Below are 24,457 nucleotides of genomic sequence, written 5' to 3' on the forward strand. Positions count from 1 at the left end.
GGAGATGGAGGACATCGCGGACGCGCTCGGTCGCGCGGCGGACGTCTCGGTGACGTGCCTGCCGGACGGGAGCGTCGACCGTCGGTACGCGGTCGAGGACGCCGCGGGGGACGTCGAGACGCGCCGGGACCTCGGCCGGCGTATCGCCACGGGGCACGCGAAGTCGTTCCTCGTCGACCACGAGGGGACGGCTCCCGGCGGCCAGGCGGTGAACGCCGCGCGACAGCTCCACGCGCTCGGCGCGACGACGACGCTCTACGGCCACCTCGACCACGCGGTCTTCGACGGCCTCCCGTTCCGGACGCGCTCGATGGGTCGCCCGGCGGACGTCGCCGTCTTCGAGTTCGACGACGACGCCGTGATGTTCACGGAGGAGTCGCCGGACGTCGCCGACTGGTGTCTCGACGCCCTCGACGCCGTCGCCGACGCGGACGCGGAGACGGGCCCGTTCGAGGCGGACGCGGTCGTGTGGACGAACTGGGCGTCGACCGCGAACGGGACGGCGGCGCTGCGGGCGCTCGCGGAGCGCGAACGCGGGGCGGAGCGTGGCGACGGTGGCGACGGAACGGCGTATAGCGGCGATGGTGGTGGAACGGGTGAGACGAGCGACGACACCGAGGTCGACGCGTGCGGAGGCGACGGCGCCGGCACGCTGACGCCGCGCGCGGACGGCCGCCGGTGGCTCGTCCTCGACCCCGGCGACGTGACGGTGTGCGAGCGCGACGCCGTCGGGCCGTTCCTCGACGCGCTCGCGGCACTCGACGGGTTCGACGTCGCGTTGAGCGTCAACGACGACGAGCTCGACTTCCTCGCGGACGCGCTCGGCGGTGAGTCGGACGCGGCCGGCACGGACGGGGAGGTGAGCGACGCCGCGCGTCTCGAACGCGTCCGAGAGCGCGGTGACCTCTCCCTCGCGGTGTTGCACGGGGTGGACGCGGCCGTGGCGCGCGACGCGGAAGGGACGACGCGGTGTCCGAACCTCGCGGTCGACGCGCGCCGCTACACGGGAGGCGGCGACCGCTTCAGCGCGGGGTTGGCGTACGCGCTCGCGGCCGACTGGACGCTCGGCGAGGCGCTGACGCTCGCCAACGCCTGCGCGACGTACTACGTCTCGCACGCGGAGACGGCGGGCCCGGACGGCCTCGCGGCGTGGCTCGCCGGGCGGGACGTGGACGGCTGACGGCGACTTTCCCCGCTCTTTTTGGGACCGTGTTGAGAACGTGCACCACCGTGACTCCCCCCTCGGACCGACCCGCCGTGGACGACGACGTCGCCGACGCCGGTGGACCCGCCGAGCGCTCGGCGGACACCGTCCTCGTCGTCGGCCGCGACGCCGACCGCCACGAGCGGACGTGCCGGTCGCTCGCGACCGACGCCGATTATCGGCTACGCGCGCTGTTCGACGAGACCCCGGTCGTCGACGTCAACGACTGGTACGAGGACGGCGTCTTCGCCGGGATGACGCCCTCGCAACTCGGTATCGCGGTCTCGGACGCGACGAGCACGCTCGCGTCCGTCGGCGAGACGCCCGCGTACCACGTCTGTCTCGACGCGGTGCCGCCGCTCGACGGGGCGGACGACGAGCGCGCGCTCTTCCGGTTCCTCCACGCCTTCCTCTCGCACGTCACGACCGACGGCGGGCGCTGTCACCTCCACCTCGACGAGTACGGCGTCGCGGACACCGTCGCGCCGCTGTTCGACCGCGTCGTCGACGACCGCGAGTGACGGTCGGCCTATCGGATCGCGTCCGCGTCGAACGCCCGCTCGCACGCCCGACAGTAGTACGCGTTGAGACCGCGTTTCTCGACGGCATCGGTACGCGCACACACCGGACAGGGGATGTCGACGACGACCACGCCGTCCCGGACGCGTCCGTGGGAGATGAGGCGTTCGGCTGGGGTTCGAGTGCGAGGGGTAGGGCGTGCGGAGCCGGAGCGTCAGAACGAGGGGATGAGCGAGCGCACGAAGCCCACGATACCGCCGGGGCTCGACTGGCGCGCCTCCTCGAAGACGGGGTGGAGGGCGTTCAGGAGGTCGCGGCGCGACTCGTAGCGCCGCCGCTCGGTGCGTTCGAGCGCCGTCGAGAGCGCGAGCGTGCGTCCGCCGGTGTCGACCGGGACCTCGGGGTCGCCGGTCGTGTCGACGACCGTCTGCCGGTCGACCGGGTAGGAGAAATCCGCGCCGTCGAGGAACTCCTCGACGGCCGCGATGCCGAACGTTACGACCGTCGGTTCGTCGTCGGTGTCGTCGCTCGGGGGCGGACGAGCAGCCATACTGTGACTCCACGGACGCTACCGCCGAAAGCGCTACGGTCGACTCATTCGCCCGGGAACGCGCGCTCGTGGAGGCCGGCGGTGACGCGCTCGGCGAGCGCGCGGAGGTTCACGGTGTCGTAGCGGTTGTACTCGACGAGCCGGTCGAGGGCGGCCTCGTCGTTCTCGCGCTCGTAGCGGTGCCAGAGTCGGACGGCCTCGCGCCCGTCGACGCCCTCGACGCCCTCCCGGTCGAGGCCGAGTTCGGACTCGATCTGCTTCAGCCCGCCGGTGAGGTCGAGGCGCTTGCAGGGGTACATGAGGTCGAGGTGGGGCGTCGTGACGTCGAGGTCGAAACTCGACTCGATGAAGGGCGCGTCGAAGCGCTTGCCGTTGAAGGAGACGAGGAGGTCCGCGGCGTCGAGTTCCGCCCGGACGTTCGCGGCGGTGAGGTCGTCGCCGCGGACGAGCGTCGTCGTCTCGCCGCCGCGGTGGAAGCTCACCGTCGTCACGTCGTTCGTCGCGGCGTCGAGGCCCGTCGTCTCGATGTCGAAGAAGCAGGCGTTCTCGGCGAAGTTCTCGTAGGTCCGCCAGAGTTCGCCGTCGGGGAGCGTCTCCGCGAAGAAGTCGGCGTCGCCCGCGGCGAGGCGCTCGCGGGCGGCCGCGATGTAGTCGTCGACCGCGCGGCCGGTCTTCTCGCCGAGGTGGTCGGGGTCGAAGTCGTCCCAGTGACGGACGCCGTCCGCCCAGAGCGACCGCTCGGTGCGCTCGCCGACGCCGTCCACCGCGATGAAGGAGTTCTCGACGCGCATATCCGACCGTGGTCACGAACGCGTATGAGTGCTACGCCGCGGCCGTGACGGACCGGCGCGTCACGCACTCTCGTCGTGCGCGCCGTCGCGCGGTCACTCGAAGGACGCGCCGCCGCCGGACTCCTGGCCATCGAGGGCCTCGGTGAGGCCGTCGTCGATGGCGTGGGCGACCGCGCCGTTCTCGTCGCGGACCTCCGCTGCGTGGTCGACTCCCTCGTGCTGTTCCTCGACGACTTCGTCGGTGCCCGCGACGGTCTCGAAGACCTCGCGCAGGCCGTCCGTATCGGCCGACATGACACCGGGTCCCACCACGGGAGTCGGATTAGTCCTTTCGGCCGCGGGCAGAAGATTCATACGCGATACACGCTGTCGCGGCGCTTTTCGCCGGGTCGGTCGAGCGCGGTTCTGACTCGACGCGGGTCGGTGGGTCCGCGGCGACCGGCGGGCGGCCCGCCGCGAGTTGAAGCCTTTTAGTCGGCGCGCGAAGTGGGGGTGGGTATGAACCACGTAGACGTGGCCGTCGTCGGCGGCGGACCCGCCGGCACGTCGGCCGCCGAGCGCGCCGCCGCCGAGGGTGCCTCGACCGTCGTCTTCGAGAGCGGCGTCCCGCGCGCGGACCGGGACCGCCTCGGACCGGACTCCACCGACGCCGCGGGCTTCCTCGACTACTGGGTCGACATCGCCGACATCGACGTGGACGAACTCCCCGAGGGCGTCGTCCAGTGCGAACTCGACGACGCCGAGTTCATCGGTCCCGAGGAGTCGGTGTCCGTCGACCGGACCGGAATCGAGTCGTCGTACGACGGCTTCGGCTTCACGTTCCAGCGCGCGAAACTCGACGACTGGCTCCGCGAGCGCGCGGAGGACGCGGGCGCGGACTACCGCGTCGGGGACAGCGTCACGGACGTCGAGACGGACCTCTCGGACGGCCACGAGCACACGCTCACGCTCTCGAACGGCGAGGAGTGGACGGCTGAGTACGTGATCCTCGCGGACGGCCCGCAGCGCCGCGTCACCATCCCCGTCCTCGACCGGTTCCTCCCCGCCGACGAGTCGGCGAGCGAGCGCCTGAGCCCGCCGAAGACGAACCACATCGCCTACCAGGAGTACCGGAAGTTCCCGGAGGGCGTCCTCGACTCGCGCAGCATCAAGTTCTGGTGGGGGTGGATGCCGGGCGAGACGGCCTACCCGTGGGTGTTCCCGAACGCGGACGACGTCGCGCGCGTCGGGCTCACGATGCCCATCGGGATGGACATGGAGGGGATCGACGCGAGCGACTATCGCCTCCTCCGCGAGGACGACGAGTCGATACCGAACGGCAGCGAGTACATCCGGCGGCTCCTGGAGGACCTCTACGGCGACGAGTACGACGTCGAATCGGACTTCCCGGTCGTCGAGGAGGGGTACGGGAAGTCGAAGGGGACGGAGACGTACTCGATCTCCTCGACGCGGCCGATAGACTCCCCGACCGCGGCCGGCATCGCCGTCGTCGGCGGCGCGATGGGTACCACCTCGGCGTTCCACGAGGGCGGCGACCACGTCGCCATCCGCACCGGGAAACTCGCGGGCGAGCTCGCCGCGCTCGACCGACTCGAGGCCTACAACGACGCGTGGAAGGACGCCATCGGCGACGAAATCCTGCGGAACGTCGCCATCGCCGACGTCGTCGAGGAGTACGGACCGGACGACTGGGACACCGCCTTCCGCGTCTGCCGGCAGATGCTCGAATCCGCGGACTCCGGGAAGATAGTCACGCGCAAGAACGCGAGCGTCGGGCTCGACGGGATACGCCTCTACAAGAACTACAAGAGCGCGAAGTTCCGCTACCGGAAGGGCAAGTACACGCAGCTGCGCGAGGCCGAGTACCGCTACTAGATGGACTGGCACGAGACGACGCCCGACGTGGGCGAACGCTGGGAGCGCGACGACGGCAACGCGGTGGTGTCGGTCCGCGAGACCGCGACGGGCGCGTGGGCGGTGACGTACGACCGCCTCCGGCAGGCGCCGGCGGGCGAGGCGTACCGCCGCGAGACATGCGAGACGGAGGCGGACGCGCTGGCGCTCGCGGCCGAGTGGCGCGACGGCGATTCCGAAGAGGCCTGAGTGCTGCGGCCGCTGCGGCGACCATCGAGCTTCGAAACGACTTTGTGACGTCCGGTTTTCAACGTAATTTACAGTATGACTAGTCGCATCTCGCGCAGTCTGATCGCTGCGCTCCTCGCACTCACCGTCGTCGTCGGGGCCTCGGGCCTCGCCGCCGCCGCGAACACGGCCACCATCTCCGCGGAGCCGAGCACGCCCGGCGACGTCTCGACGCACACCGTCACCGAGACCGTCGGGAGCACGCTCAACACGTCCTCCTGGAACGGCTTCGCCGTCGACTACACGAACACGAGCGCCGACGCGAGTAACGTCAGCGCGGCTGACGTGCAGGCCATCGGTATCGACCGCGACGGGAACAGCTCCGGCGCTGCCGTCGACGTGAACGCCTCCGACGACCTCGAGGGCGTCTCCGTCAGCAACAACGGCGGCACCGTCACGTTCAGCCTCGGCGGTTCCTACAGCCTCTACGAGGGCGACGAGGTCGTTCTCGTCTACGGGAACGTCACGAACCCCGAAGTCGGCACGTACAACGTCACGACCGACATCAACCCGCAGTCCAGCGGGAGCGAGGCCGTCGCGTCGCTGACCATCGAGAACGAGTCCACGGAGAACGAGACGACCACGACGACGACGACGGAGAACGAGACGAACACCACGTCCACGACGACCTCCACGACGTCGGAGGAGACGTCCACCTCCACGACGACGGAGGAGACGAGCACGTCCACGACGTCGACCACGGAAGAGACGTCCACCTCCACGACGGAGGAGACGTCCACGACCGAGGAGAGTAGCGAGGAGACGAGCAGCGGCTCCTCGCCCGGCTTCGGTGCCGGTCTCGCCCTCGTCGCGCTCGCCGGTGCGGCGCTCGTCGCCGCCCGCAAGCGGTAACCACCCGCCCTCACCCCGCACTCACCTTCTTTCGCGTCCCCGACGAGCCCCTAGCGATTGCGACCGACGGGGAACGCGACGCGCTCCGGGTGTTCGTTGAACCGCTCGAGAATCCGCCGATAGAGCTCGTTCTTCGTCCGCTGGCCGCGCTTGGGCGGGACGAGGTAGCGGAGGCGGAGCGTGACGAACGTTCCCTCGGGTTCGACGTTGACGCTCGGGCGCTCGTTCACCTCGAGTTCGACCGGTGTCTCCGCGAGCTGCTCGCGGTAGTCCGCGACGCCGCGCGCCATCTCGTCGCCGAGCAGCTCGCCGGCGACGGCGCGCATCTGCTCGGTGGCGAAGTCGAGGTCCGTCTCGTAGGCGACCTGGACGGACACCTCGTTCCAGACGTAGGGGAACGATTCGCGGCTGAAGTTCGTCACGCCCGTCGCGAGCACGACGCTGTTCGGGACGGTGATGTGCCGCCCGGAGGGCTGATTCGAGGCGACGAGCCCGCCGTCGACCTCCCACAGCGTCGTGACGAGGACGTCCACGTCGATGACGTCGCCCGTCGCGCCGTCGATGGCGATACGGTCCCCCACCTCGTAGGGCTCTTTCACCATGACGTAGACCCAGCCGAACAGCGAGAGGAGGGGCTGTTGGAGGGCGAACGTGACGGCGAAGCCGGCGACACCGAGCGAGACGAGCGCCGGCACCCAGCGGTCCGTGACGACGCCGAGCACCGCGACCGTCCCGACGAGGACGGCGCACAACCGCAGGACGGACCGGAGCTTGTGTCGCTCGACCTTGTCGGCCGTGCGGCGGACGAGGAAGGAGCCGACGAGGACGTACGCGCCGTAACAGCCGGCGACGACGGCGCACGCGAGGAACGCGCGCCCGACGAGTTCGCCGGTGGTGTAGCCGTAGGCGAGCGCGCTCGCGAACGCGCCGCCGGCGTCGAGTGCGAGACCGCCGGCCATCGCACAGCCGACGGCGAGACAGAGCGCGGCGTACCCGCGTTTCACGCCATCCCCTCCGCCGGGGTGGCACAAAAAACCGGCCGGTCGGGCCTACCGAACGAGGTAGGGGTCGGGACCGGTGAGAAAGCGCCCGAGGTCGGATTCGCGGCGGTAGTCGCGGGCCAGCAGGTCGGCGAGTGCGTCGGCGAGCGCCTCGTCGTCGCCGTCCTCCCACTCGCGCGGGTCGCGCACGGGGACGACGAGGAAGCCGCTGCCGTGGACCTCCTCGCCGTGGCGCGCGGCCATGTCGCTCGTGTCGACCTTCCCGCGGCGGGCCGTGTACTGTTCGAGGACGTGTTCGGTCGCGGCGCGCCCGACCGGGAGGAGGACGTGGGCCGTGATCGCGCGGAGCTCCGCGTCGAAGAACGGCTCCATCTCGGCGTAGTCGGCGGCGCTCGGGTCGCCCTCGACGACTCCCATGTGCCGGTAGGAGACGAAGAGGTCGTCGACGGCGGGTTCGTCGCCGGGTTCGTCGACGAGGCCGACGGCGGCGAGCGCGTGCTGGAGGCGGACGGCCGCGTCCGTGCCGGTGAACGGCACGCCGGTCTCCGCGCCGCCGTGCGCGCCCGGGTGGTCGCCGACGACGTGGAAGTCGGCGTTCGCGTCGCCGTATCCGGGGACGTACGCGTCGGTGTCCGGGTGCATCCCGAACGGATTGCTCGTCCGGTCCGTGACGTTCTCCATACGCCCACGTGGCGGTCCGCGAATAAGAACGATGCGCCTCCCCCGACGAGCTACGGACGGGTAACCCCCTTTCCGGAGGTAACCTTTTTTCCGCTCGAGGTCTCCACCGTACGTGTGAGCAAGACCGAGCGGCTCGAAATCCAGTGCCCCGGGGACGACTGGTGTCCCATCACCGCCACCGCGACGCTCATCGGCAAGAAGTGGCACCCCGTCATCATCCACCGCCTGCTCGTCAACGGGCCGGCCGGGTTCAACGAGCTACAGGACGAGGTCGACGGCATCTCCAGTAAGGTGCTCTCGGAGAGCCTCGACGACCTCGAGGCGAAGGGGCTACTCGACCGGGAGGTCATCGAGGAGAAGCCGATTCGGGTGCGCTACTCGCTCACGGAGACGGGCGAGTCGCTCGAAACGGTCGTGCTGGCGCTCGCCGAGTGGGGCGACGAGCACTTAGAAGCCGGAACCGAACCGACGCCTTAATCGAGCAGCGCGGCGCTCTGGTCGTCCGCCGTCTCCGCCTCCGAGTCCGTCTCGACGTCGAGTTGATAGAGGTTCTGTCGGGCGTCCGGGATGTAGATGTCCTTCTGAACGACGCCGCTCTCCTGCAGGCGTTCGAGCGCGTCCCGGACGGTCCGCTGGGAGAGCCGGGACTTCTCGACGATCTCCTTCTGGGTCAGCCCACCGTTGTACTCGAGTACCTTCAGGACGAGCTTCGCACTCGGCGGGAGGTCTTGGACCGTCTCTTCGTTCATCGTGTTCGATGGGAGGTGCGCCACCACTATAGTACCTCGGTAACGGCTGCGTGAGGGGGTTACCTATAGGTAACTGGGTGGCGCGCCCCGCCGGCCACGGCGCGGTTCGTTCCCCGCCCGCGTTCCGCTCCGAACGGCGCGGATGGCCGCCGCTGAGCGGGCGTGACGACACGGAAAAACGGCGGTCGGTCGCGACGCGTCGCGCCGTGCGCTACTCCTCGTCGTCGTCGTCGGACACCGGCTCGGACCCCGCGACCTCGGCCTCGTAGCCGGCGCGCTCGACCTTCCCGACGAGCTCGTCCGAGTCGACGTCGCCCTCGACGGTCGCCTCGCCGGACGCCAGGTCGACGTCGACGTCGCCCGCGCCCGACGCCTCGGAGAGCGCGCCGGAGACGATGTCCACACAGCCGTCACAGCCCATTCCGCGAACGCGAAGTTTCGTGACCATACCCCCGCTTCGACCGGCAGCCCTTAGGGCGTTGTGGGCCGCGACGAGGGCACGGAATTATACGACTGCCGCCGCTATCCCGGCCCGGATGAACGCCCAACAGCGACGGGCCGCAGGCTACGTCGCCCTGCTCGTGACGGTCACCGTCGCCTACGCCCTCGTCTACCAGTGGGGGATGGCGCACCTCGAAGGACGACCGGTCACGTTCGTTCGCGCCCTCGGCGTGACGGTCCAGTCGTTCACCTCGACGGGGTACGGCGAGGACGCGCCGTGGGCGACCGCGCCGATGAACGTCCTCGTGATGGTGATGCAGCTCACCGGCCTCGTGCTCCTCGTCCTCACGCTCCCGCTGTTCGCCGCGCCGTGGGTCGAACGCCGCCTCGAAGTCGACCCACCGACGTCGAGCGACCGCACCGACCACGTCGTCATCGCCGGTTTCTCGGCGCGCGGCGAGACGCTCGTCGACGAACTCGTCGCGGCCGGCGTTCCCTACGTCCTGCTCGTCGACGACCGGGAGGCCGCCCGCCGTCACCACGAGGCCGGCCGCTCCGTCGTCTTCGCCGACCCCGAGACGGCCGCGGGGTTCGACGCCGCCAACGTCACCGCCGCGCGCAGCGTCGTCCTCGACGACACCGACGAGGCGAACGCGATGATGGCGCTTTCCGCACGGGCCCGCGACGACGACGTTCGCATCGTCAGCTTCGCCGAGGACCCCGACGTCGCGACGTACCTCGAATACGCCGGCGCGGACGACGTCCTCAGCCCGCACGACATCCTCGGGCGCTCGCTCGCCGACAAGGTGACCGCGACCGTCAGCACCGACCTCGGCGAGACCGTCACCATCGGGGAGGACTTCGTCGTCGCCGAGATGCCGATTCAAGCCGGGAGCGACCTCGACGGCGCGACCATCGCCGAGAGCGACATCCGCGAACGAGCGGGCGCGCACGTCGTCGGCGCGTGGTTCGAGGGCGAGTTCGTCGGCGCGCCCGACCCAGAACGCCCCATCGGCCGCGACACGATTCTGCTCGTCGCCGGCGCGGAGTCGGACCTCGAATCGCTCAAAGGCGAGACGATAGCCGAACACCGCTCGCAGGCCCACGGCCCCGTCGTCGTCGCCGGCCACGGCGAGGTCGGCTCGACCGTCAAGAACGTCCTCGACAGCCGCGGCGTCGAGAACACCGTCGTCGACGTCGCCGACGAGCGCGCGGTCGACGTCGTCGGGGACGTCTCGGACCCGAGTGCCCTCGACGAGGCCGGCGTGGACGAGGCGGCCGCGCTCGTCCTCGCGCTCGGCGCGGACGCGGACACCGTCTTCGCCACGCTCGTCGCGCGCGAGGCGGAGCCCGACCTCGACATCGTCGCCCGCGTCGACGAAGCCGACGCCGCCTCGAAGGTGTACGCCGCCGGCGCGGACTACGTCATGGCGCTCGCCACCGTCAGCGGCCGGATGCTCGCCGACACCGTCCTCGGCGAGAACGTCATGAGCCTCGACACCGGCGTCACCATCGTCAACACGACCGCGCCGGCGCTCGCGGGGCGCACCCTCGCCGGCGCGGACGTCCGCGACCGGACCGGCTGTACGGTCATCGCCGTCGAGCGCGACGGCGACGTCCGCACCGACCTCCCACCCGACTTCGAGTTTCGGGCCGACGACCGTCTCGTCGTCGCCGGCACCGACGAGGACGTCGCCTCGTTCAACGAGTTCGTCGGCTCCATCGGGAGTCCCGGAGCCGCCGCCGATGGGTGATCCGGTCACCTTTCGGCCGCTATCCCGCACATACTTATGTTGGCTGGGCATAGACGACCCAAGGACGGCACCGAGAGGAGATGTCGGTACACCCAGCAGACATGCCATATAAGATCGACGGCGCCCTCCCGCCGGAGCTGCTCACGGAAGTCGAGCCCGGCACGAACCTGCTCGTCAGCGGTCCGGCGATGTCGGGCAAGCGACAGCTCCTGCTGAAGCTCCTCGCGCGCGGTGAGAGCGAGGGGGAGGGCTCCGTCGTCGTCACCTCGCGGAACCCCGCCGCCGACGTCGTCGACGCCTACCAGGACGTCCGACCGAGCGACGGTCACGACTTCCTCCGCATCATCGACTGCGTCGGTGACGCCACGGAGGTAGAGGGTGCCCGCGTCCACGGCGTCTCCTCGCCCGGCGACCTCACCGGTATCGGAATCGAGTTCTCCGAAATCGCCCGCGAGGCCGAGGAGGCCGACCTCGGGCGCGTTCGAGTCGGTTTCGACTCGCTCTCCCCGCTTCTCATGTACGTCGACCTCCAGCGGCTCTTTCGCTTCCTCCACGTCTTTACCAGCCAGATTCAGAGTCGCGACTGGCTCGGTCTCTTCGCCATCGACCCCGACAGCCACGACCAACAGGAGGTCAACACCATCAGCCAGCTCTTCGACGGGATGGTGGAGATACGCCTCGCGGACGGCGGCGGCCGCGAAGCCCGCGTCCGTGGCGTCACCGACGCCCCCACGGATTGGGTCGCGCTCGACTGACGATTCGGCCTCGGGCCGCACGCGGCGACGGCCGGTGAGCGCCCCGCTCACCGCACCGTCCCGTGTCGCTCCGTCGCCACGCTCGCCAGCGTCCCGCGTTCTCGCGCGTACGTGACGTGCGTCTCGCAGTCGCAGTCCGACGCCCCGAGCCCCGGGACCGGCTCGCCCGCGTCGAGATCGGTCCCCGGGTGGCCGGTGAGATAGTCGACGTGCCAGTGCCGAACGTCGTGTTCGCCCGCGGCGACGCGGCGGTGGCGCTCGACGCGCGAGAGGCCGCCGGGGCCGAACGCCGAGCCCGTGTAGGCGTACCACCCGGAGTCGAGACGTCGCTCGCCGGCCGCGCCGAAAGTGACCGTCGCGGGCGTCGGTAGGGAGAGGAGCAGCGTGTACGTGCCGGGGTTCACGTCCCGTCGTGACCGCCGCGTCGGCAAAAAAGGGTCGCGTCGGCGACGTCGCGCTTAGAGGTAGCCCTCGGCGTCGAGGCGCTCGACGGCCTCGGCGAGGCGCTGCTTGCTGTTCGCGTAGGAGACGCGGGCGTAGCCGGGCGCGCCGAACGCGGAGCCGGGGACGGTGGCGACGTGCGCGTCTTCGAGGGCGTTCGTGCACCACGACTGGTCGTCGTCGTCGACGGGGAGCATCATGTAGAACGCGCCCTCGGGCGTCGCGGGCTCGACGCCGTGTTCGGCGAGGAGGTCGAGGAGGAACTCGCGGCGCTCGCTGAACGCCTCGACCATCTCCTCGACGGCGGTCTCGGTGTTCTCCAGGGCCTCGACGCCACCGTACTGGACGAAGTGCGTCGCGGAGGAGACGGAGTGCGACTGTATCTTCCCCGCCTCCGCGACGATGTCGTCGGGGGCGGCGAGGTAGCCGAGTCGCCATCCGGTCATCGAGTAGGCCTTCGAGAAGCCGTTGATGGTGACGGTGCGCTCGTACATCCTCTCCAGACCGGCGAGGCTGACGTGCTCCGCGCCGTAGTTGATGTGCTGGTAGATTTCGTCGGAGATGACGGTGATGTCGTGCTCGACGGCGAGGTCACGCACGCCCTCCATCGCCGCGCGGCTGTAGACGGCCCCCGTCGGGTTGTTCGGGGAGTTGACGACGAGGAGCGTCGTCTCGTCGCTCACCGCGTCGGCGAGGTCGTCGAGCGCGGGTTCGAGCTGGAAGTCGTGTTCGGCGAGGTCGACGCGCGTCAGGTCGCCGCCCGCCATCTTCGCCATCGCCTCGTAGGAGACCCACGCGGGGTCGAGGAGGACGACCTCGTCGCCCTCGTCCACCACGGTCTGGAAGGTCTCGAAGAGCGCCTGCTTCGCGCCGGGCGTGACGATGACGTTGCCCGCCTCGTAGTCGAGGCCGTCGCCCTGCAGTTTGGCCGCGATGGCCTCGCGGAGTTCGGGGACGCCGTTCGACGGGGCGTACCCCGTGTCGCCGCGTTCGAGCGACGTCTCGCTCGCCTCGACGATGTTCTCGGGGGTGTCGAAGTCGGGTTCGCCGACGGAGAGGTCGACGACGTCTTCGCCCTCGGCTTCGAGTTCCTTCGCGAGGTTGCTCACCGCGAGCGTCGCGCTCGGTTCGACACGCGTGATGCGGTCTGCGAATTCCATGAGTTAGAGGTCCTCCAGTGTGTCCGCGAGTGCGAGGGCGCTCTCGACGGCCTCCGCGCCCTTCTCGATCCGCTCTCTGGCCTCCGCACCGGACATCCCCGGGCCCGAGACGCCGAGAGTGACGGGCACGTCGCGTTCGAGGCTCACGTCGCTGAGCTTCGAGGCGATGGCGTGCCCGATAACCTCGTCGTGGTCGGTGTCGCCGGTCACGATGGCGCCGAGCACCGCGACGGCGTCGACGTCGGAGCGGCGAGCGAGGCGGTCGGCGACGAGCGGCGCGTCGTACGCGCCCGGCACGTGGACGGTCTCGGCGACCGTCGCGCCCGCGTCGGCGGCGGCGTCGCGCGCTGCCTCCTCCATGCCCTCGGTGACGCTGCGGTTGAACTCGGCGACGACCAGTCCCAGGGACACCATGTGCGAACCGTCCACCCGGGCCGGCAAAACGCTACCGTTCTCGCGTGCGCGCCCCCGGTCGCGCGCCGCCAACGGGGTCGCCGTTCAGAAACAGTTACCCCGGCCCGTCACGAGGCTTCGGACAGATGTCCGACTCGGATCGCCGCGTCGCCGTCGCCGTCCTCGCCGTGACGGCCGTCGCGCTCGTCGCCCGCTTCGTCTCGCTCGGCGCGCGCGTCGCCCACTGGGACGAGGGGCGCGTCGGCTACTGGGTGCTCCGGTACGCCGAGACCGGCGCGTACACCTACCACCCCATCGTCCACGGCCCGTTCCTCTTCCACGTCAACCGCGTCGTCTTCGGGGCGTTCGGCGCGAGCGACCTGACGATGCGCGCCGTCGTCGCGCTCGTCGGCGGCCTCCTCCCCCTGACCGCGTGGCTCCTCCGCGAGCGCCTCTCCGGAACGGAGACCGTCGCGCTCGCCGTCGCGTTCGCCGCGAACCCCCTCCTCCTCTACTACTCGCGGTTCATGCGCAACGACGTCCTCGTCGCCGCGTTCGCGTTCGCCGCGTTCGCCCTCGTCGTCCGGGCCGTCGACACCGGCCGACGCCGTCACCTCTACGCGGGCGCGCTCTCGCTCGGCCTCGCCTTCACGACGAAGGAGAACGCCCTCGTCTACGTCGCCTGCTGGGTCGGCGCGCTCGGCCTCCTGCTCGACTGGGTGCTCGTCCGCGCACGCGTCCGCGACCGGAGCGCCGTCGCCGCCCTCGCCGAGCGCGGTATCGCGGTCGGCCGCGGCCTCCGAGCGTGGGCGCGCGACCTCGGCGCGGCCGTCGTCGTCTTCCTCGCCGTCGTCGTCGTCTTCTACGCGCCGCGCCCCGAGTTCGGCCGCGCGCTCACGACCCCCGCGCTCCTCCCGGACGTCCTCGCGCGGGCGACGCTCGGCTCCGTCGGGAAGTTCGCCGACACCTGGGTCGGCGGCCACCCGCACAGCTACGTCCACTTCTTCGTCCACGACCTCGGGACGCTCGCCGGCGGCGCGCTCGTCCTCTGCGGTCTCGCCGTCGTCGGCTTCCTCCACGACCGCTACACGGGCGACGGCCCGCGGCCGCTCGTCGCCTTCGCGGGCTACTGGGGCGGCGCGTCGCTCGTCATCTACCCCGCCGTCTCCGACATCACCGCGCCGTGGGCGATGGTCCACGTCGTCGTCCCGCTCGCCGTCCCCGCGGCCGTCGGCGCGGGTCTGCTCGTCCGCGGGCTCTCGTGGCCGACGGGCACCGACGTCGGGCGGTGGGCGCGCGGCGTCGACGCCGAGGCCGCCGTCTCGGTCCTCCTCGTCGTTGCCCTCCTCGGGTGGAGCCTCTCCACGGGCGTCGCGGCGGCGTTCGTCCACCCCCAACAGCCCGGCCCGCTCGTCCAGTACGGCCAGCCGAACGCCGAGATGGGCGACACGCTCGCCGAAATCGACGCCGCCGTCGCGGCGAACGCGAACGCCTCGGGGCCGGACGTCCTCTACTACGGGAGTCACTTCTACGCGGAGTCGGAACCCTCCGCGGCACCCGACGAGTCGTTCGCCGAGCCCGGCCACTGGACGTGGCGACTCCCGCTCCCGTGGTACTTCGAGGCGATGGGCGCAAAGACGGCGAGCACGACGAGCGAGGGGACGCTGGACGACACGACCGCGCCCGTGGTCGTCACGCGCGCGCGGAACTACGACGCCGTCGCGCCGAAGCTGGAGGGGTACCACGCGGCCACGTACCGGCTCACCGCGACCGACACGCCGACCGTGTTCTTCGTGCGCAACGACACGGCGAGCGGGGGCGGGGACGACGCTGCGGCCCTTCGCTCGCCCGTGCCGCCCTCGACGTCGAGCGCGGCGGTCGCGGGCCGGTAGCGCGCGCCGCCGCGACGATAGCACGTTCGTGAACACTTAGAGGCGGGCTTCGACAACGCTTATGCACTCCCGTCCACACCCCTCGGGTATGCAGACGCCACCCGGAACCACGCTCGGCGTCGTCGGCGGCGGCCAACTCGGCCGGATGCTCGCCGAGGCCGCCTCGCCGCTCGGCGTCGACGTGGTCGTCCTCGACCCGACGCCGGACTGCCCCGCGGCGACGCCCGCCGCCGACCACGTCGAGGGGGCCTTCGACGACCCCGAGGCGTTCGCCGAACTCGTCGAGCGCGCGGACGCGCTCACCTTCGAGATCGAACTCGCGGACGCCGACCTGCTCGCGGACGTCGACGTCCCGGTTCACCCGAAGCCGTGGACGCTGCGGACGACCGAGGACAAACTCGCGGAGAAGGAGGCCCTCGACGAGGCGGGCGTCCCCGTCCCCGCGTACCGCCGCGTGGACGACGCCGCGGACCTGGAGGCGGCCTTCGACGACCTCGGCGCGCCGCTGATGCTGAAGGCCCGACACGGCGGCTACGACGGTCGCGGGAACCACGTCACCGAGACGGTCGCGGACGCCGCGGAGTACTTCGACGACCTGGAGGGGCTGGTCGCCGAGGAGCTCCTCGACTTCGAGCGCGAACTCTCCGCCATCGGCGCGAAGGGCGCGAGCGAGGAGACGCAGTTCCCCGTCGTCGAGAACGCCCACGAGGACGAGATTCTCCGGGAGACGCGCGTTCCGCCCGCGGCGAGCGACGACGTGGTCGCCGAGGCGCGCGCGGTCGTCTCGGACGTGCTCGACGTCCTCCGCGGGCGCGGCGTCTACGGCGTCGAGCTCTTCGAGGTCGACGGCGAGGTGCTCGTGAACGAGATCGCCCCGCGCCCGCACAACTCCGGGCACTACACCATCGAGGGCGCGGTCACCTCGCAGTTCGAGCAGCACGTCCGCGCGGTGCTCGGCCTCCCGCTCGGCGACCCCTCCCTGCGCGGGCCGACGGCGATGGTGAACGTCCTCGGGGACGTCGCGGAGACGAAACCCGCGGACCTCGCGGGCGTCCCGGAAGCGCTCGCCGTCCCGACCGCGGCGCTCCACTGGTACGGCAAACGCGACGTGCGCCCGCTGCGGAAGATGGGCCACGTCACCGCGCTCGGTGACGACGTCGGCGAGGCGAGCGAGCGCGCGAACGAAGCGCGTAACGCCCTCGACTTCGAGTGAGTGCACGTGACGACTGACAGCGACGAGACGGACGCGGTGGACGAACTGTGCGCCGAGTTCCGCGCGGAGGCCGAACGCGAGCGCGAGCGGACGCCCGACGTCGGCATCGTGATGGGGAGCGACTCCGACCTCCCGACGATGCGCGGCGCGTCGGAGGCGCTCACCGACCTCGGGTTCGCGGAGGTGACGGACTACGACGACCCGCCCGCGGAACGCTTCACGTTCGAGTCGTACGTCGTCTCCGCGCACCGGACGCCCGACCTGATGTACGCGTACGCGGAGACGGCCGAGGCGCGCGGACTGGACGTGATAATCGCTGGCGCGGGCGGGAAGTCCGCGGACCTCCCGAACATGACGGCCTCAATCGCGTTCCCCGTGCCGGTCATCGGCGTCCCCGTGCAGGAGAAGTCCGTCGACTCCGTCATCGGGATGCCGACCGGCGCGCCCCTCACGGCCGTCGACGCCGGGAAGTCCTACAACGCCGCGCTCTCCGCCGCCCAAACGTTGGCGCGCGGACACGACGGGCTGCGCGAGCGTCTCGTCGCCCTCCACGACGAGCGCCGCGAGGGGGTGGCGAACGTCTCGCGTCGCCTCCACGAACTCGGCACCGCGGGATTCGAGGAGAGCGGCTGAAAGCCCCGTTTTCTTGGGTTTCGACCATATCGCAAAGAATCAACGCTTATACGCGTGGGGGGTGAAGTCCGGCGTGATACGGAACGATGAACGAATGGATCGCCGTCGGCGTGTTCGCCGTCGTCGCCGCCTCGATACCCGCCGTGATGGTGAGTGCGTCGAGGCTGCTGCGGCCGAGCGTGCCGGAGAAAGGGAAGGAAACCGTCTACGAGAGCGGTGAGGTCCCGACGGGCGGAACGCGGCTCAACTTCAACATCCAGTACTACATGGTCGCGCTCCTCTTCGTCGTCTTCGACATCGAGACCGTCCTGATCTTCCCGTGGACCGTCGTCTATCAGGACGCCGTCGGCGCCGCCGGCCTCGGGTCGGCGCTCGCCCCGATGTTGGTCTTCATCGCCGTCCTCGTAGTCGGGCTCGGTTGGGCTTGGCGCACCGGCGTCATCCGCTGGGTGTCGAGCGCAAACACGGAGTTCAACACATGAGTAGCGACCACCCCCGCGACGACATCATCGACACGACCGCACCGCAGACGAAGACCCGCGAGGACCGCATGTCCGAGGTCGACTCGCGGTTCAACTCGACCCTCCGTGAGGCCTTCGGCTCCACGCCGTTCGTCCTCACGAAGTTCGACGCGTTCATGGACTGGGTCCGGGGCTCCTCCATGTTCATGCTCCAGTTCGGAATCGCGTGCTGTAGCATCGAGATGATGCACACGTACGCGGTCAAACACGACCTCGACCGATTCGGCTCCGGCGTCCCCCGCGCCTCGCCCCGGCAGGCGGACGTGATGATCGTCCCCGGGACCATCGTCTCCAAGTTCGCCCCGCGGATGAAGCGCGTCTACGACCAGATGCCCGAGCCGAAGTTCGTCGTGAACATGGGCTCCTGTTCGACCTCCGGCGGCCCCTTCCAGCAGGGGTACAACGTCGTGAAGGGCGCAGAGGAGGTCATCCCGGTCGACATCCACATCCCGGGCTGTCCGCCCCGCCCCGAGGCGCTCGTCTACGGCATCGCCAAGCTCCAGGAGCGCGTGAAGAACGGCGAGACCTCGCCGGTGACGGTGAAGCCGTACGAACTCGAACAGTTCGGCGACCTCGAGAAGGACGAACTCGTCGAGAAGCTCGCCGACGACATCGACGAGGAGACCCTCGTCATGCGCTACAACTGGGCCGATTCGCCATGAGCCAGACCGAAGAACCGGACGAGGAGGCCGTCGAGGAACCCGACCCGGCCGACCCCGCCGGCGTCGTCGACTACGACGCGCTCGAAGCGCTGCTCGGCGACGCGGTCGTGCGCCGCGAGAGACACCTCAACGCCGAGGCGTTCGTCGTCCGCGCCGACCGCGTGCAGGACGCCCTCTCGACCCTGCGGACGGAGGCGGGCTTCGACCACCTCTCGAACGTCACCGCACAGGAGTACCACGACCGCTTCGAGTCGATCTACCACCTGAAGAAGTACGACGACCCGACCCAGGAGGTGAGCGTCGTCGTGCCGACGTCGCGCGATAACCCCGTCAGCGAGAGCGCAGAACCCGTCTTCCGCACGGCGGACTGGCACGAGCGCGAGGCCTATGATTTGGTGGGAATCGACTACGATGACCACCCCGACCTCCGGCGCATCCTCCTCCCGGAGACCTGGCAGGGCCACCCGCTCGGGCGCGACTACAACCAGGACAAACCCCAGATAGTCGAGTTCGAGGAGAACGTCAACCCGCTCGCCGACGACCACCGGGAGTCCGACACGATGCTCGTCAACATCGGCCCCCACCACCCGGCGACGCACGGCGTCCTCCACCTCGAAACCGTCCTCGACGGCGAGACGGTCCTCGACGTCGAACCCGACATCGGCTACCTGCATCGCTGCGAGGAGCAGATGGCTCAGAGCGGGACCTATCGCCACCAGATAATGCCGTACCCCGACCGCTGGGACTACGGCTCCGCCGGCATCCTCAACGAGTGGGCGTACGCGCGCGTCGCCGAGGACTTGAACGACATCGAGGTCCCCGAGTACGCGCAGGTCGTCCGCACGATGAGCGCCGAACTCTGTCGTATCGCCGCGCACCTGCTGGCGCTCGGGACGTTCTGCCTCGACATCTACGGCGACTTCACCGCCATCTTCATGTACGCGATGCGGGACCGCGAAGTCGTTCAGAACATCCTTGAGGACCTCACGGGTCAGCGGATGATGTTCAACTACCTCCGGCTGGGGGGTGTCGTCTGGGACCTCCCCGAGCCCCGCGAGGAGTTCTTCGCGACCGTCCGGGAGTTCCTCGACGACCTCCCGAACCGCGTCGACGAGTACCACGACCTCATCACGGAGAACGAGCTCTTCCAGCTCCGGACGGTCGGCACGGGCGAAATCGACGCCGAGACCGCGAAGCAGTACGGCGTCACCGGCCCGGTCGCGCGCGCCTCCGGAATCGACTACGACCTCCGGCGCGACGACCCGTACGGCTACTACGAGAACCTCGACTGGGACGTCATCACGGACGACGGCGGGGACAACTACTCCCGCCTACTCGTCCGGATGCGCGAGGTCGAGCAGTCCGCACGCATCATCCAACAGTGCGTCGACCTCCTGGAGGAGTGGCCGGAGGACGAGCGCGAGATTCAGGCGAACGTCCCGCGCACGCTGAACCCCGAGCCCGACGCCGAAGTGTACCGTGCCGTCGAGGGCGCGAAGGGCGAACTCGGCATCTACATCCGCTCGGACGGGACGGACAAGCCCGCGCGCTTCAAGATTCGGAGCCCCTGCTTTTCGAACCTCCAGGCGCTCCCCGAGATGTCGCGCGGTGAGTACATCCCGGACCTCGTCGCCACGCTCGGGAGCCTCGACATCATCCTCGGCGAGGTGGACCGCTGATGGCGACGACGCCGGTCGCGGTCGCCGAGTGGCTCGGCTACGCGACGCCGCCGCTCTGGCTCCAGGTCGTCCTCGCCGCTGTCGTCTCCGGGGTCGTCGTCACCGTCATGCTGACGACGTCCGCGCTCGCCGGCCCGTGGGCGAAACGGAAGATCACCGCGATGTTCACCGACCGGATCGCCATCAACCGAAACGGCCCGGCGGGAATCTTCACCATCGCCGCCGACTCCGTCCGCCTGATGTCGAAGGAGCTCATCGTCCCCGACGGCGCGGACCGGCCCGCGTTCGACGTCGCGCCCGCGATACTCCCGCTGTCGGCGCTGCTCGGCTTCGCCGTCATTCCGATGGGGAGCGGCCTCCAACTCGCCGACCCCGAAATCGGCCTCGCCTACGTTTTCGCCGTCTCCAGCATCGCCAGCGTCGGCATGGTCGTCGGCGGCTACGCCTCCGGCAACAAGTACTCGCTGCTCGGCTCGATGCGCTCGGTCGCCGAGAGCATCGCCTACGAGATTCCGCTCGTCATCACGGCCGCATCGGTCGTGTTGCTCGCCGGGTCGCTGCGCCTGAGCGACATCGTCGCCGCACAGCAGGGGACGCTCGTCTCGCTCGGACCCATCGCCATCCCGGCGTGGTACGGCTTCCTCAACCCCTTCGCGCTCGCGCTCTTCCTCGTGGCGAGCCTCGCGGAGGTCGGCCGGAATCCCTTCGACATCGGTGAGGCGCCGACCGAAATCGTCGGCGGCTACATCACCGAGTACTCCAGCATCTACTTCGTCCTCTTCTTCCTCGGCGAGTTCCTCCACATCTTCCTCAGCGCCGCGGTACTCACGACGCTGTTCCTCGGCGGCCCCGCCGGGCCCGGCCCGGCGTGGCTCGGCATCGTCTGGTTCGGCGTGAAGATTTGGGCGGTCTTCCTCTTCACGCAGTGGTGTCGCGCGGCCGTCCCGCGCGTCCGCATCGACCAGATGCTCGAGATCGGCTGGAAAGGACTCCTCGTCCTCTCCTTCGCGAACCTGGTGCTCACGGCCATCATCGTGGGAGTGATAGCATGATTGGACTCCTCAAGTCGATGGCGACGACGATGAAGCACGCACTGGACGGCAAGACGTTCACCGTCGAGTACCCCGAGGAGGCCCCCGACGTCTCCCCGCGGTTCCGCGGCATCCACAAGTTCAGCCAGGAGCGCTGTATCTGGTGTCGCCAGTGCGAGAAGGTGTGTCCGAACGACACCATCCAGATCGTCACCGACGACAAACGGCAGGGCGAACAGTACAACCTCCACGTCGCGCAGTGCATCTACTGCCGGCTCTGCGAGGAGGTCTGTCCCGTGGACGCCATCCTCCTCACGGAGAACTTCGAGTTCACGGGCGACACGAAACACGACCTCGTCTACAACAAAGAACAGCTCGGGAACGTCCCGTGGTACAAGGACATCGACCCGCTCGCGTCGCGCGAACCGGACCGCAGCGCGTGGGTCGGTGAGGGCGAAGGGGAGGTCGACTACCAGTGAGCGCCAGCACGCTCGAACTCGCGGCGTTCGCCGCGTTCGCGCTCGTGACGCTCGGCTTCAGCGCCGGCGTCGTCCTCTCGAAGCACGCGTGGCACGCCGCGCTCTCGCTGGGCGGCGCGCTGTTGAGCGTCGCGGTCCACTACGTGATGCTCCGCGCGGAGTTCGTCGCCGCGATGCAGGTGCTCGTCTACGTCGGTGGCGTGCTCGTCCTGCTCGCGTTCGCCGTCATGCTCACGGACGACGCGGGCGACGAGAGCGACGACGGCGAGGAGGTGGCGCTATGACGACCCGACCCGAGCTGGCGACCGACGCGAACCTCGCCCGCGGTGCGGGCGCGCTCGTCCTCTTCGTCGTGCTCGCCGGCGCGTTCCTCGTCGCGGACTTCGGGAGCGCCGCGTGGTTCCCCGCGGACGTCTCCATCACCGAGGGAATCGGCTACGCGCTCATCGGTCTCGCCGGGGAGACGCCGCTCCTCTCGAACGGCTTCCTCGCGGCCTTCGAAATCGTCGACGTCGTGCTCGTCGCGGCCGTCGTCGCGGCGATCACGCTCGCGCGCAAGGACGGAGGTGAGCGCTGATGGTCCCCCTCCAGTACTACCTGCTGTTCTCGGCGGCGATGTTCTGCATCGGCGTCTTCGGCGTCCTCGCGCGCCGGAACGCGCTCGTCTACCTCATGAGCGTCGAGCTCATGCTCAACGCCGCGAACGTCGTCTTCGTCGCGTCGAGCGCGCACTACGGGACGATCAGCGGGCAGGTGTTCAGCCTGTTCACGATGGCGCTCGCGGCCGCCGAGGTCGCCGTCGGCGTCGGGATCGTCCTCGTCGCGTACCGGAACTTCAAAGACATCGACATCACGAACCCGACGAGTATGAGGTGGTAAGATGGCGGACGTAACCACAGCCGTCACCGCGATCCCGCTCGTGCCGTTCGCGGCGTTCCTCGTCGCGCTCCTCGTCGGCCACTACAAGCCGGCGGCCCTCCCGAAGGGCGGCGCGCTCGCCGGCATCGCCGCGACCGCGGTCTCGCTCGCGCTCTCCGTCTGGGCGTTCCTCACGGTGGGCGCCGGCGGGGCGACCCTCTCGCGGGTCTGGACGTGGGTGCCGGCCGCGAACGACTCGTTCGCGCTCACGTTCGGCGTCCTCGTCGACCCGCTCTCCGCGCTGATGGTCGTCATCGTCAGCGGCGTCTCGCTGCTTGTCCACGTCTTCAGCCTCGGCTACATGAACGACGAGGGCGAGGGCGGCCTCCCCCGGTACTACGCGGGCCTCGGGCTGTTCACGGCGAGCATGCTCGCGTTCGCGCTCGCGTCGAACCTCCTGCAGGCCTTCGTCTTCTTCGAGCTCGTCGGCTTCTGCTCGTGGTGGCTCATCGGCCACTGGTTCCGCGAGCCCGGCCCCGCGAGCGCCGCGAAGAAGGCGTTCCTCGTCACCCGCTTCGGTGACTACTTCCTGCTCGTCGGTCTCGTCGGCGTCCTCGGGACGTTCGGCACGGCCGCGTTCGCCGGCGACGCGTCCTTCCCCGCGCTCGCGCACGCCGCGCTCGAAGGCGAGGCGAGCGTGAACACGTTCGGCGTCGACCCCGCGACGTGGTTCACGACCCTCGGCCTCCTGATACTCGGCGGCGTGATCGGGAAGTCCGCGCAGTTCCCCCTCCAGACGTGGCTCCCGGACGCCATGGAGGGTCCGACGCCCGTCTCCGCGCTCATCCACGCCGCGACGATGGTCGCGGCGGGCGTCTACCTCGTCGCGCGCCTCTACGGCTTCTACGCGCTCACGCCGACGGTGCTCACCGTCATCGCGCTCGTCGGTGGGTTCACGGCGCTGTTCGCCGCGACGATGGCGCTCGTCAAGCGCGAGATCAAGCAGGTGCTCGCGTACTCCACCATCAGCCAGTACGGATACATCATGCTCGGCCTCGGTTCCGGCGGGTACGTCGCCGGCGTCTTCCACCTGCTGACGCACGCGACGTTCAAAGCGCTCCTCTTCCTCGGCGCGGGTGCGGTCATCATCGCCATGCACCACGACGAGGACATGTGGAAGATGGGCGGGCTCAAAGAGCGGATGCCCACGGTTTACTGGGCGTTCCTCTCCGGCTCGCTCGCGCTCGCCGGCATCGTGCCGTTCGCGGGCTTCTGGTCGAAGGACGCCGTGCTCCACCACGCACTCACCGTCGGCCTCGGCGGCCAGCCCCTCGTGCTGCTCGCGTACCTCATGGGGCTCGTCGCCGTCGCGTTCACGGGGTTCTACACCTTCCGGATGGTGTTCCTCACCTTCCACGGCGAACCCCGCTCCGAGACGGCGCGCGACGCCGGTCCCGCGTCGGCGAACATGCGCGTCCCGGTGGCGATCCTCGGCGTGCTCGCCGCGGTCGTCGGCCTCGTCAACGTCGACCCGCTGAAGGGCGTCGTCGGCGAACACCTGTTGTTCCTCGAACGCTGGCTGAACGGCCCGCTCCCCGGTCTCGCGGGCCCGACGGCCGAACACTACCACGAGCTCGTCGTCGACGTCGCGGGGTTCCACACCGTCGCGGTCAGCCCCACCGTCTCCGCGGTCGTCTCGCTCGTCGTCGCGCTCGCGGGCGTCGCGCTCGCGTGGACGTGGTACAACGTCCCCGAGCCGTCCGAGAAGACGGACGTCCTCGGGCCGACGAAGACGCTCCTGTACAACAACTACTACCAAGACGAGTTCCAGACGTGGCTCGCCACGGGCGTCGTCGAACCGCTCGCCGACGCCGTGGACGTCTTCGACGCGAGCGTCGTGGACGGCGTCGTGAACGGCGTCTCCTCGACGAGTCTCGTCGCGTCAGACCGGCTCCGGCGCGTCCAGACCGGCGTCGTGACGACGTACACGACCCAGCTCGTCCTCGGGCTCGTCGTCTTGCTCCTCATCGTCCTCCTCCTCGGGGGGTGGTTCTGA

At 69.8% G+C, this 24,457-nt stretch carries 31 protein-coding genes; 20 read left to right on the forward strand and 11 right to left on the reverse strand.

What is annotated here, in order from left to right; all coding sequences use genetic code 11:
- Positions 1-4 precede the first annotated feature (4 nt).
- Both IEX84_RS11860 and IEX84_RS11865 read left to right on the forward strand, forming a co-directional pair.
- Positions 5-1,180, forward strand: a complete 1,176-nt coding sequence (locus tag IEX84_RS11860; RefSeq protein WP_188872791.1) for a PfkB family carbohydrate kinase — start codon at positions 5-7, stop codon at positions 1,178-1,180.
- A gap of 77 nt (positions 1,181-1,257) precedes the next feature.
- Entirely contained in the window at positions 1,258-1,725 is a 468-nt protein-coding gene (locus tag IEX84_RS11865) for a DUF7504 family protein (protein WP_188872792.1), read from the forward strand.
- A gap of 8 nt (positions 1,726-1,733) precedes the next feature.
- Here the strand turns inward: IEX84_RS11865 and IEX84_RS14775 are convergent, their stop codons facing one another.
- From IEX84_RS14775 to IEX84_RS11880, 4 genes are all read right to left on the reverse strand, one after another.
- Positions 1,734-1,856 (reverse strand): hypothetical protein, encoded by a 123-nt coding sequence (locus IEX84_RS14775; RefSeq protein WP_268237663.1) that lies wholly within the window; start codon positions 1,854-1,856, stop codon positions 1,734-1,736.
- Between the two features lie 81 nt (positions 1,857-1,937).
- Positions 1,938-2,273 carry a DUF5789 family protein gene (locus IEX84_RS11870; RefSeq protein WP_188872793.1) on the reverse strand — a complete coding sequence of 112 codons (336 nt, stop codon included), beginning with the start codon at positions 2,271-2,273 and terminating at the stop codon, positions 1,938-1,940.
- A gap of 44 nt (positions 2,274-2,317) precedes the next feature.
- The gene (locus IEX84_RS11875) at positions 2,318-3,064 is read right to left on the reverse strand and encodes a ribonuclease H-like domain-containing protein (protein ID WP_188872794.1); all 747 of its coding nucleotides are present in this window, start codon (positions 3,062-3,064) and stop codon (positions 2,318-2,320) included.
- Positions 3,065-3,157: 93 nt separating this feature from the next.
- Complete coding sequence (locus IEX84_RS11880) at positions 3,158-3,358, reverse strand: hypothetical protein (protein ID WP_188872795.1); 201 nt, start codon at positions 3,356-3,358, stop codon at positions 3,158-3,160.
- Positions 3,359-3,562: 204 nt separating this feature from the next.
- Here IEX84_RS11880 and IEX84_RS11885 point away from each other — a divergent pair, with 204 nt between their 5' ends.
- The 3 genes from IEX84_RS11885 to IEX84_RS11895 all read left to right on the forward strand — a co-directional run bounded on the left by IEX84_RS11885 (position 3,563) and on the right by IEX84_RS11895 (position 6,058).
- A complete protein-coding gene (locus IEX84_RS11885; RefSeq protein ID WP_188872796.1) occupies positions 3,563-4,939 on the forward strand; it encodes an NAD(P)/FAD-dependent oxidoreductase in 1,377 nt (458 codons plus the stop codon).
- Entirely contained in the window at positions 4,940-5,167 is a 228-nt protein-coding gene (locus IEX84_RS11890; RefSeq protein WP_188872797.1) for a DUF7543 family protein, read from the forward strand.
- A 75-nt stretch (positions 5,168-5,242) separates the two neighbouring features.
- Positions 5,243-6,058: a PGF-CTERM sorting domain-containing protein gene (locus tag IEX84_RS11895; RefSeq protein ID WP_188872798.1), complete on the forward strand. Its 816-nt coding sequence runs from the start codon at positions 5,243-5,245 to the stop codon at positions 6,056-6,058.
- Between the two features lie 50 nt (positions 6,059-6,108).
- Here IEX84_RS11895 and IEX84_RS11900 read toward each other — a convergent pair whose 3' ends face one another.
- Entirely contained in the window at positions 6,109-7,017 is a 909-nt protein-coding gene (locus IEX84_RS11900; RefSeq protein ID WP_209590405.1) for a mechanosensitive ion channel family protein, read from the reverse strand.
- 90 nt (positions 7,018-7,107) lie between these two features.
- Positions 7,108-7,740, reverse strand: a complete 633-nt coding sequence (locus tag IEX84_RS11905) for a uracil-DNA glycosylase family protein (RefSeq protein ID WP_188872800.1) — start codon at positions 7,738-7,740, stop codon at positions 7,108-7,110.
- A 114-nt stretch (positions 7,741-7,854) separates the two neighbouring features.
- Between IEX84_RS11905 and IEX84_RS11910 the strand changes: the two genes are divergently transcribed.
- On the forward strand, positions 7,855-8,217 hold the full coding sequence (locus tag IEX84_RS11910; RefSeq protein ID WP_188872801.1) for a winged helix-turn-helix transcriptional regulator: 363 nt from the start codon (positions 7,855-7,857) through the stop codon (positions 8,215-8,217).
- Here IEX84_RS11910 and IEX84_RS11915 read toward each other — a convergent pair.
- Both IEX84_RS11915 and IEX84_RS11920 read right to left on the reverse strand, forming a co-directional pair.
- On the reverse strand, positions 8,214-8,489 hold the full coding sequence (locus tag IEX84_RS11915; protein WP_188872911.1) for a MarR family transcriptional regulator: 276 nt from the start codon (positions 8,487-8,489) through the stop codon (positions 8,214-8,216). The genes IEX84_RS11910 and IEX84_RS11915 overlap by 4 nt on opposite strands.
- A gap of 211 nt (positions 8,490-8,700) precedes the next feature.
- Positions 8,701-8,937 (reverse strand): heavy-metal-associated domain-containing protein, encoded by a 237-nt coding sequence (locus IEX84_RS11920; protein ID WP_188872802.1) that lies wholly within the window; start codon positions 8,935-8,937, stop codon positions 8,701-8,703.
- An 88-nt stretch (positions 8,938-9,025) separates the two neighbouring features.
- On the opposite strand from IEX84_RS11920, the gene IEX84_RS11925 reads away from it, so the two are divergent.
- Both IEX84_RS11925 and IEX84_RS11930 read left to right on the forward strand, forming a co-directional pair.
- Positions 9,026-10,684 (forward strand): potassium channel family protein, encoded by a 1,659-nt coding sequence (locus tag IEX84_RS11925; RefSeq protein ID WP_188872803.1) that lies wholly within the window; start codon positions 9,026-9,028, stop codon positions 10,682-10,684.
- A gap of 101 nt (positions 10,685-10,785) precedes the next feature.
- Complete coding sequence (locus IEX84_RS11930; protein WP_188872804.1) at positions 10,786-11,439, forward strand: RAD55 family ATPase; 654 nt, start codon at positions 10,786-10,788, stop codon at positions 11,437-11,439.
- Between the two features lie 47 nt (positions 11,440-11,486).
- Here IEX84_RS11930 and IEX84_RS11935 read toward each other — a convergent pair whose 3' ends face one another.
- The 3 genes from IEX84_RS11935 to ribH are packed head-to-tail and all read right to left on the reverse strand — an operon-like array spanning position 11,487 to position 13,454.
- A complete protein-coding gene (locus IEX84_RS11935; RefSeq protein ID WP_188872805.1) occupies positions 11,487-11,843 on the reverse strand; it encodes a GIY-YIG nuclease family protein in 357 nt (118 codons plus the stop codon).
- A gap of 54 nt (positions 11,844-11,897) precedes the next feature.
- Complete coding sequence (locus IEX84_RS11940; protein WP_188872806.1) at positions 11,898-13,040, reverse strand: pyridoxal phosphate-dependent aminotransferase; 1,143 nt, start codon at positions 13,038-13,040, stop codon at positions 11,898-11,900.
- Between the two features lie 3 nt (positions 13,041-13,043).
- Complete coding sequence (gene ribH / locus IEX84_RS11945) at positions 13,044-13,454, reverse strand: 6,7-dimethyl-8-ribityllumazine synthase (protein ID WP_188872807.1); 411 nt, start codon at positions 13,452-13,454, stop codon at positions 13,044-13,046.
- Positions 13,455-13,579: 125 nt separating this feature from the next.
- On the opposite strand from ribH, the gene IEX84_RS11950 reads away from it, so the two are divergent.
- From IEX84_RS11950 to nuoL, 12 genes are all read left to right on the forward strand, one after another.
- The gene (locus tag IEX84_RS11950; protein ID WP_188872808.1) at positions 13,580-15,325 is read left to right on the forward strand and encodes a flippase activity-associated protein Agl23; all 1,746 of its coding nucleotides are present in this window, start codon (positions 13,580-13,582) and stop codon (positions 15,323-15,325) included.
- A gap of 88 nt (positions 15,326-15,413) precedes the next feature.
- A complete protein-coding gene (locus IEX84_RS11955; RefSeq protein ID WP_188872809.1) occupies positions 15,414-16,538 on the forward strand; it encodes a 5-(carboxyamino)imidazole ribonucleotide synthase in 1,125 nt (374 codons plus the stop codon).
- Positions 16,539-16,544: 6 nt separating this feature from the next.
- The gene (gene purE, locus IEX84_RS11960; protein ID WP_188872810.1) at positions 16,545-17,171 is read left to right on the forward strand and encodes a 5-(carboxyamino)imidazole ribonucleotide mutase; all 627 of its coding nucleotides are present in this window, start codon (positions 16,545-16,547) and stop codon (positions 17,169-17,171) included.
- Positions 17,172-17,257: 86 nt separating this feature from the next.
- On the forward strand, positions 17,258-17,653 hold the full coding sequence (locus IEX84_RS11965) for an NADH-quinone oxidoreductase subunit A (RefSeq protein WP_188872811.1): 396 nt from the start codon (positions 17,258-17,260) through the stop codon (positions 17,651-17,653).
- Positions 17,650-18,354 (forward strand): NADH-quinone oxidoreductase subunit B, encoded by a 705-nt coding sequence (locus IEX84_RS11970; RefSeq protein ID WP_188872812.1) that lies wholly within the window; start codon positions 17,650-17,652, stop codon positions 18,352-18,354. Before IEX84_RS11965 ends, IEX84_RS11970 begins: the two co-directional genes overlap by 4 nt.
- Positions 18,351-20,033, forward strand: coding sequence for an NADH-quinone oxidoreductase subunit D (locus IEX84_RS11975; RefSeq protein WP_188872813.1), 1,683 nt, complete (start codon positions 18,351-18,353; stop codon positions 20,031-20,033). Before IEX84_RS11970 ends, IEX84_RS11975 begins: the two co-directional genes overlap by 4 nt.
- Entirely contained in the window at positions 20,033-21,085 is a 1,053-nt protein-coding gene (locus IEX84_RS11980; protein WP_188872814.1) for a complex I subunit 1/NuoH family protein, read from the forward strand. The genes IEX84_RS11975 and IEX84_RS11980 overlap by 1 nt, the downstream gene beginning before the upstream one ends.
- The gene (locus IEX84_RS11985; protein WP_188872815.1) at positions 21,082-21,543 is read left to right on the forward strand and encodes a NuoI/complex I 23 kDa subunit family protein; all 462 of its coding nucleotides are present in this window, start codon (positions 21,082-21,084) and stop codon (positions 21,541-21,543) included. Before IEX84_RS11980 ends, IEX84_RS11985 begins: the two co-directional genes overlap by 4 nt.
- On the forward strand, positions 21,540-21,827 hold the full coding sequence (locus IEX84_RS11990; protein WP_188872816.1) for an NADH-quinone oxidoreductase subunit J: 288 nt from the start codon (positions 21,540-21,542) through the stop codon (positions 21,825-21,827). The genes IEX84_RS11985 and IEX84_RS11990 overlap by 4 nt, the downstream gene beginning before the upstream one ends.
- Entirely contained in the window at positions 21,824-22,120 is a 297-nt protein-coding gene (locus IEX84_RS11995) for a hypothetical protein (protein ID WP_188872817.1), read from the forward strand. Before IEX84_RS11990 ends, IEX84_RS11995 begins: the two co-directional genes overlap by 4 nt.
- Positions 22,120-22,422 (forward strand): NADH-quinone oxidoreductase subunit NuoK, encoded by a 303-nt coding sequence (gene nuoK, locus IEX84_RS12000; protein ID WP_188872818.1) that lies wholly within the window; start codon positions 22,120-22,122, stop codon positions 22,420-22,422. The genes IEX84_RS11995 and nuoK overlap by 1 nt, the downstream gene beginning before the upstream one ends.
- 1 nt (position 22,423) lies before the next feature.
- Positions 22,424-24,457 carry an NADH-quinone oxidoreductase subunit L gene (nuoL, locus tag IEX84_RS12005; RefSeq protein WP_188872819.1) on the forward strand — a complete coding sequence of 678 codons (2,034 nt, stop codon included), beginning with the start codon at positions 22,424-22,426 and terminating at the stop codon, positions 24,455-24,457.

Source organism: Halarchaeum rubridurum, assembly GCF_014647115.1.
GTDB classification, from domain to species: domain Archaea; phylum Halobacteriota; class Halobacteria; order Halobacteriales; family Halobacteriaceae; genus Halarchaeum; species Halarchaeum rubridurum.

Coding starts and splice junctions, on each gene's coding strand:
- IEX84_RS11860 (WP_188872791.1), top strand. CDS start 5: ATGGAGGACATCGCGGACGCGCTCGGTCGCGCGGCGGACGTCTCGGTG.
- IEX84_RS11870 (WP_188872793.1), bottom strand. CDS start 2,273: ATGGCTGCTCGTCCGCCCCCGAGCGACGACACCGACGACGAACCGACG.
- IEX84_RS11875 (WP_188872794.1), bottom strand. CDS start 3,064: ATGCGCGTCGAGAACTCCTTCATCGCGGTGGACGGCGTCGGCGAGCGC.
- IEX84_RS11880 (WP_188872795.1), bottom strand. CDS start 3,358: ATGTCGGCCGATACGGACGGCCTGCGCGAGGTCTTCGAGACCGTCGCG.
- IEX84_RS11885 (WP_188872796.1), top strand. CDS start 3,563: ATGAACCACGTAGACGTGGCCGTCGTCGGCGGCGGACCCGCCGGCACG.
- IEX84_RS11890 (WP_188872797.1), top strand. CDS start 4,940: ATGGACTGGCACGAGACGACGCCCGACGTGGGCGAACGCTGGGAGCGC.
- IEX84_RS11895 (WP_188872798.1), top strand. CDS start 5,243: ATGACTAGTCGCATCTCGCGCAGTCTGATCGCTGCGCTCCTCGCACTC.
- IEX84_RS11900 (WP_209590405.1), bottom strand. CDS start 7,017: ATGGCCGGCGGTCTCGCACTCGACGCCGGCGGCGCGTTCGCGAGCGCG.
- IEX84_RS11905 (WP_188872800.1), bottom strand. CDS start 7,740: ATGGAGAACGTCACGGACCGGACGAGCAATCCGTTCGGGATGCACCCG.
- IEX84_RS11915 (WP_188872911.1), bottom strand. CDS start 8,489: ATGAACGAAGAGACGGTCCAAGACCTCCCGCCGAGTGCGAAGCTCGTC.
- IEX84_RS11920 (WP_188872802.1), bottom strand. CDS start 8,937: ATGGTCACGAAACTTCGCGTTCGCGGAATGGGCTGTGACGGCTGTGTG.
- IEX84_RS11925 (WP_188872803.1), top strand. CDS start 9,026: ATGAACGCCCAACAGCGACGGGCCGCAGGCTACGTCGCCCTGCTCGTG.
- IEX84_RS11930 (WP_188872804.1), top strand. CDS start 10,786: ATGCCATATAAGATCGACGGCGCCCTCCCGCCGGAGCTGCTCACGGAA.
- IEX84_RS11940 (WP_188872806.1), bottom strand. CDS start 13,040: ATGGAATTCGCAGACCGCATCACGCGTGTCGAACCGAGCGCGACGCTC.
- ribH (WP_188872807.1), bottom strand. CDS start 13,454: ATGGTGTCCCTGGGACTGGTCGTCGCCGAGTTCAACCGCAGCGTCACC.
- IEX84_RS11950 (WP_188872808.1), top strand. CDS start 13,580: ATGTCCGACTCGGATCGCCGCGTCGCCGTCGCCGTCCTCGCCGTGACG.
- IEX84_RS11955 (WP_188872809.1), top strand. CDS start 15,414: ATGCAGACGCCACCCGGAACCACGCTCGGCGTCGTCGGCGGCGGCCAA.
- IEX84_RS11965 (WP_188872811.1), top strand. CDS start 17,258: ATGAACGAATGGATCGCCGTCGGCGTGTTCGCCGTCGTCGCCGCCTCG.
- IEX84_RS11970 (WP_188872812.1), top strand. CDS start 17,650: ATGAGTAGCGACCACCCCCGCGACGACATCATCGACACGACCGCACCG.
- IEX84_RS11975 (WP_188872813.1), top strand. CDS start 18,351: ATGAGCCAGACCGAAGAACCGGACGAGGAGGCCGTCGAGGAACCCGAC.
- IEX84_RS11980 (WP_188872814.1), top strand. CDS start 20,033: ATGGCGACGACGCCGGTCGCGGTCGCCGAGTGGCTCGGCTACGCGACG.
- IEX84_RS11985 (WP_188872815.1), top strand. CDS start 21,082: ATGATTGGACTCCTCAAGTCGATGGCGACGACGATGAAGCACGCACTG.
- IEX84_RS11995 (WP_188872817.1), top strand. CDS start 21,824: ATGACGACCCGACCCGAGCTGGCGACCGACGCGAACCTCGCCCGCGGT.
- nuoK (WP_188872818.1), top strand. CDS start 22,120: ATGGTCCCCCTCCAGTACTACCTGCTGTTCTCGGCGGCGATGTTCTGC.
- nuoL (WP_188872819.1), top strand. CDS start 22,424: ATGGCGGACGTAACCACAGCCGTCACCGCGATCCCGCTCGTGCCGTTC.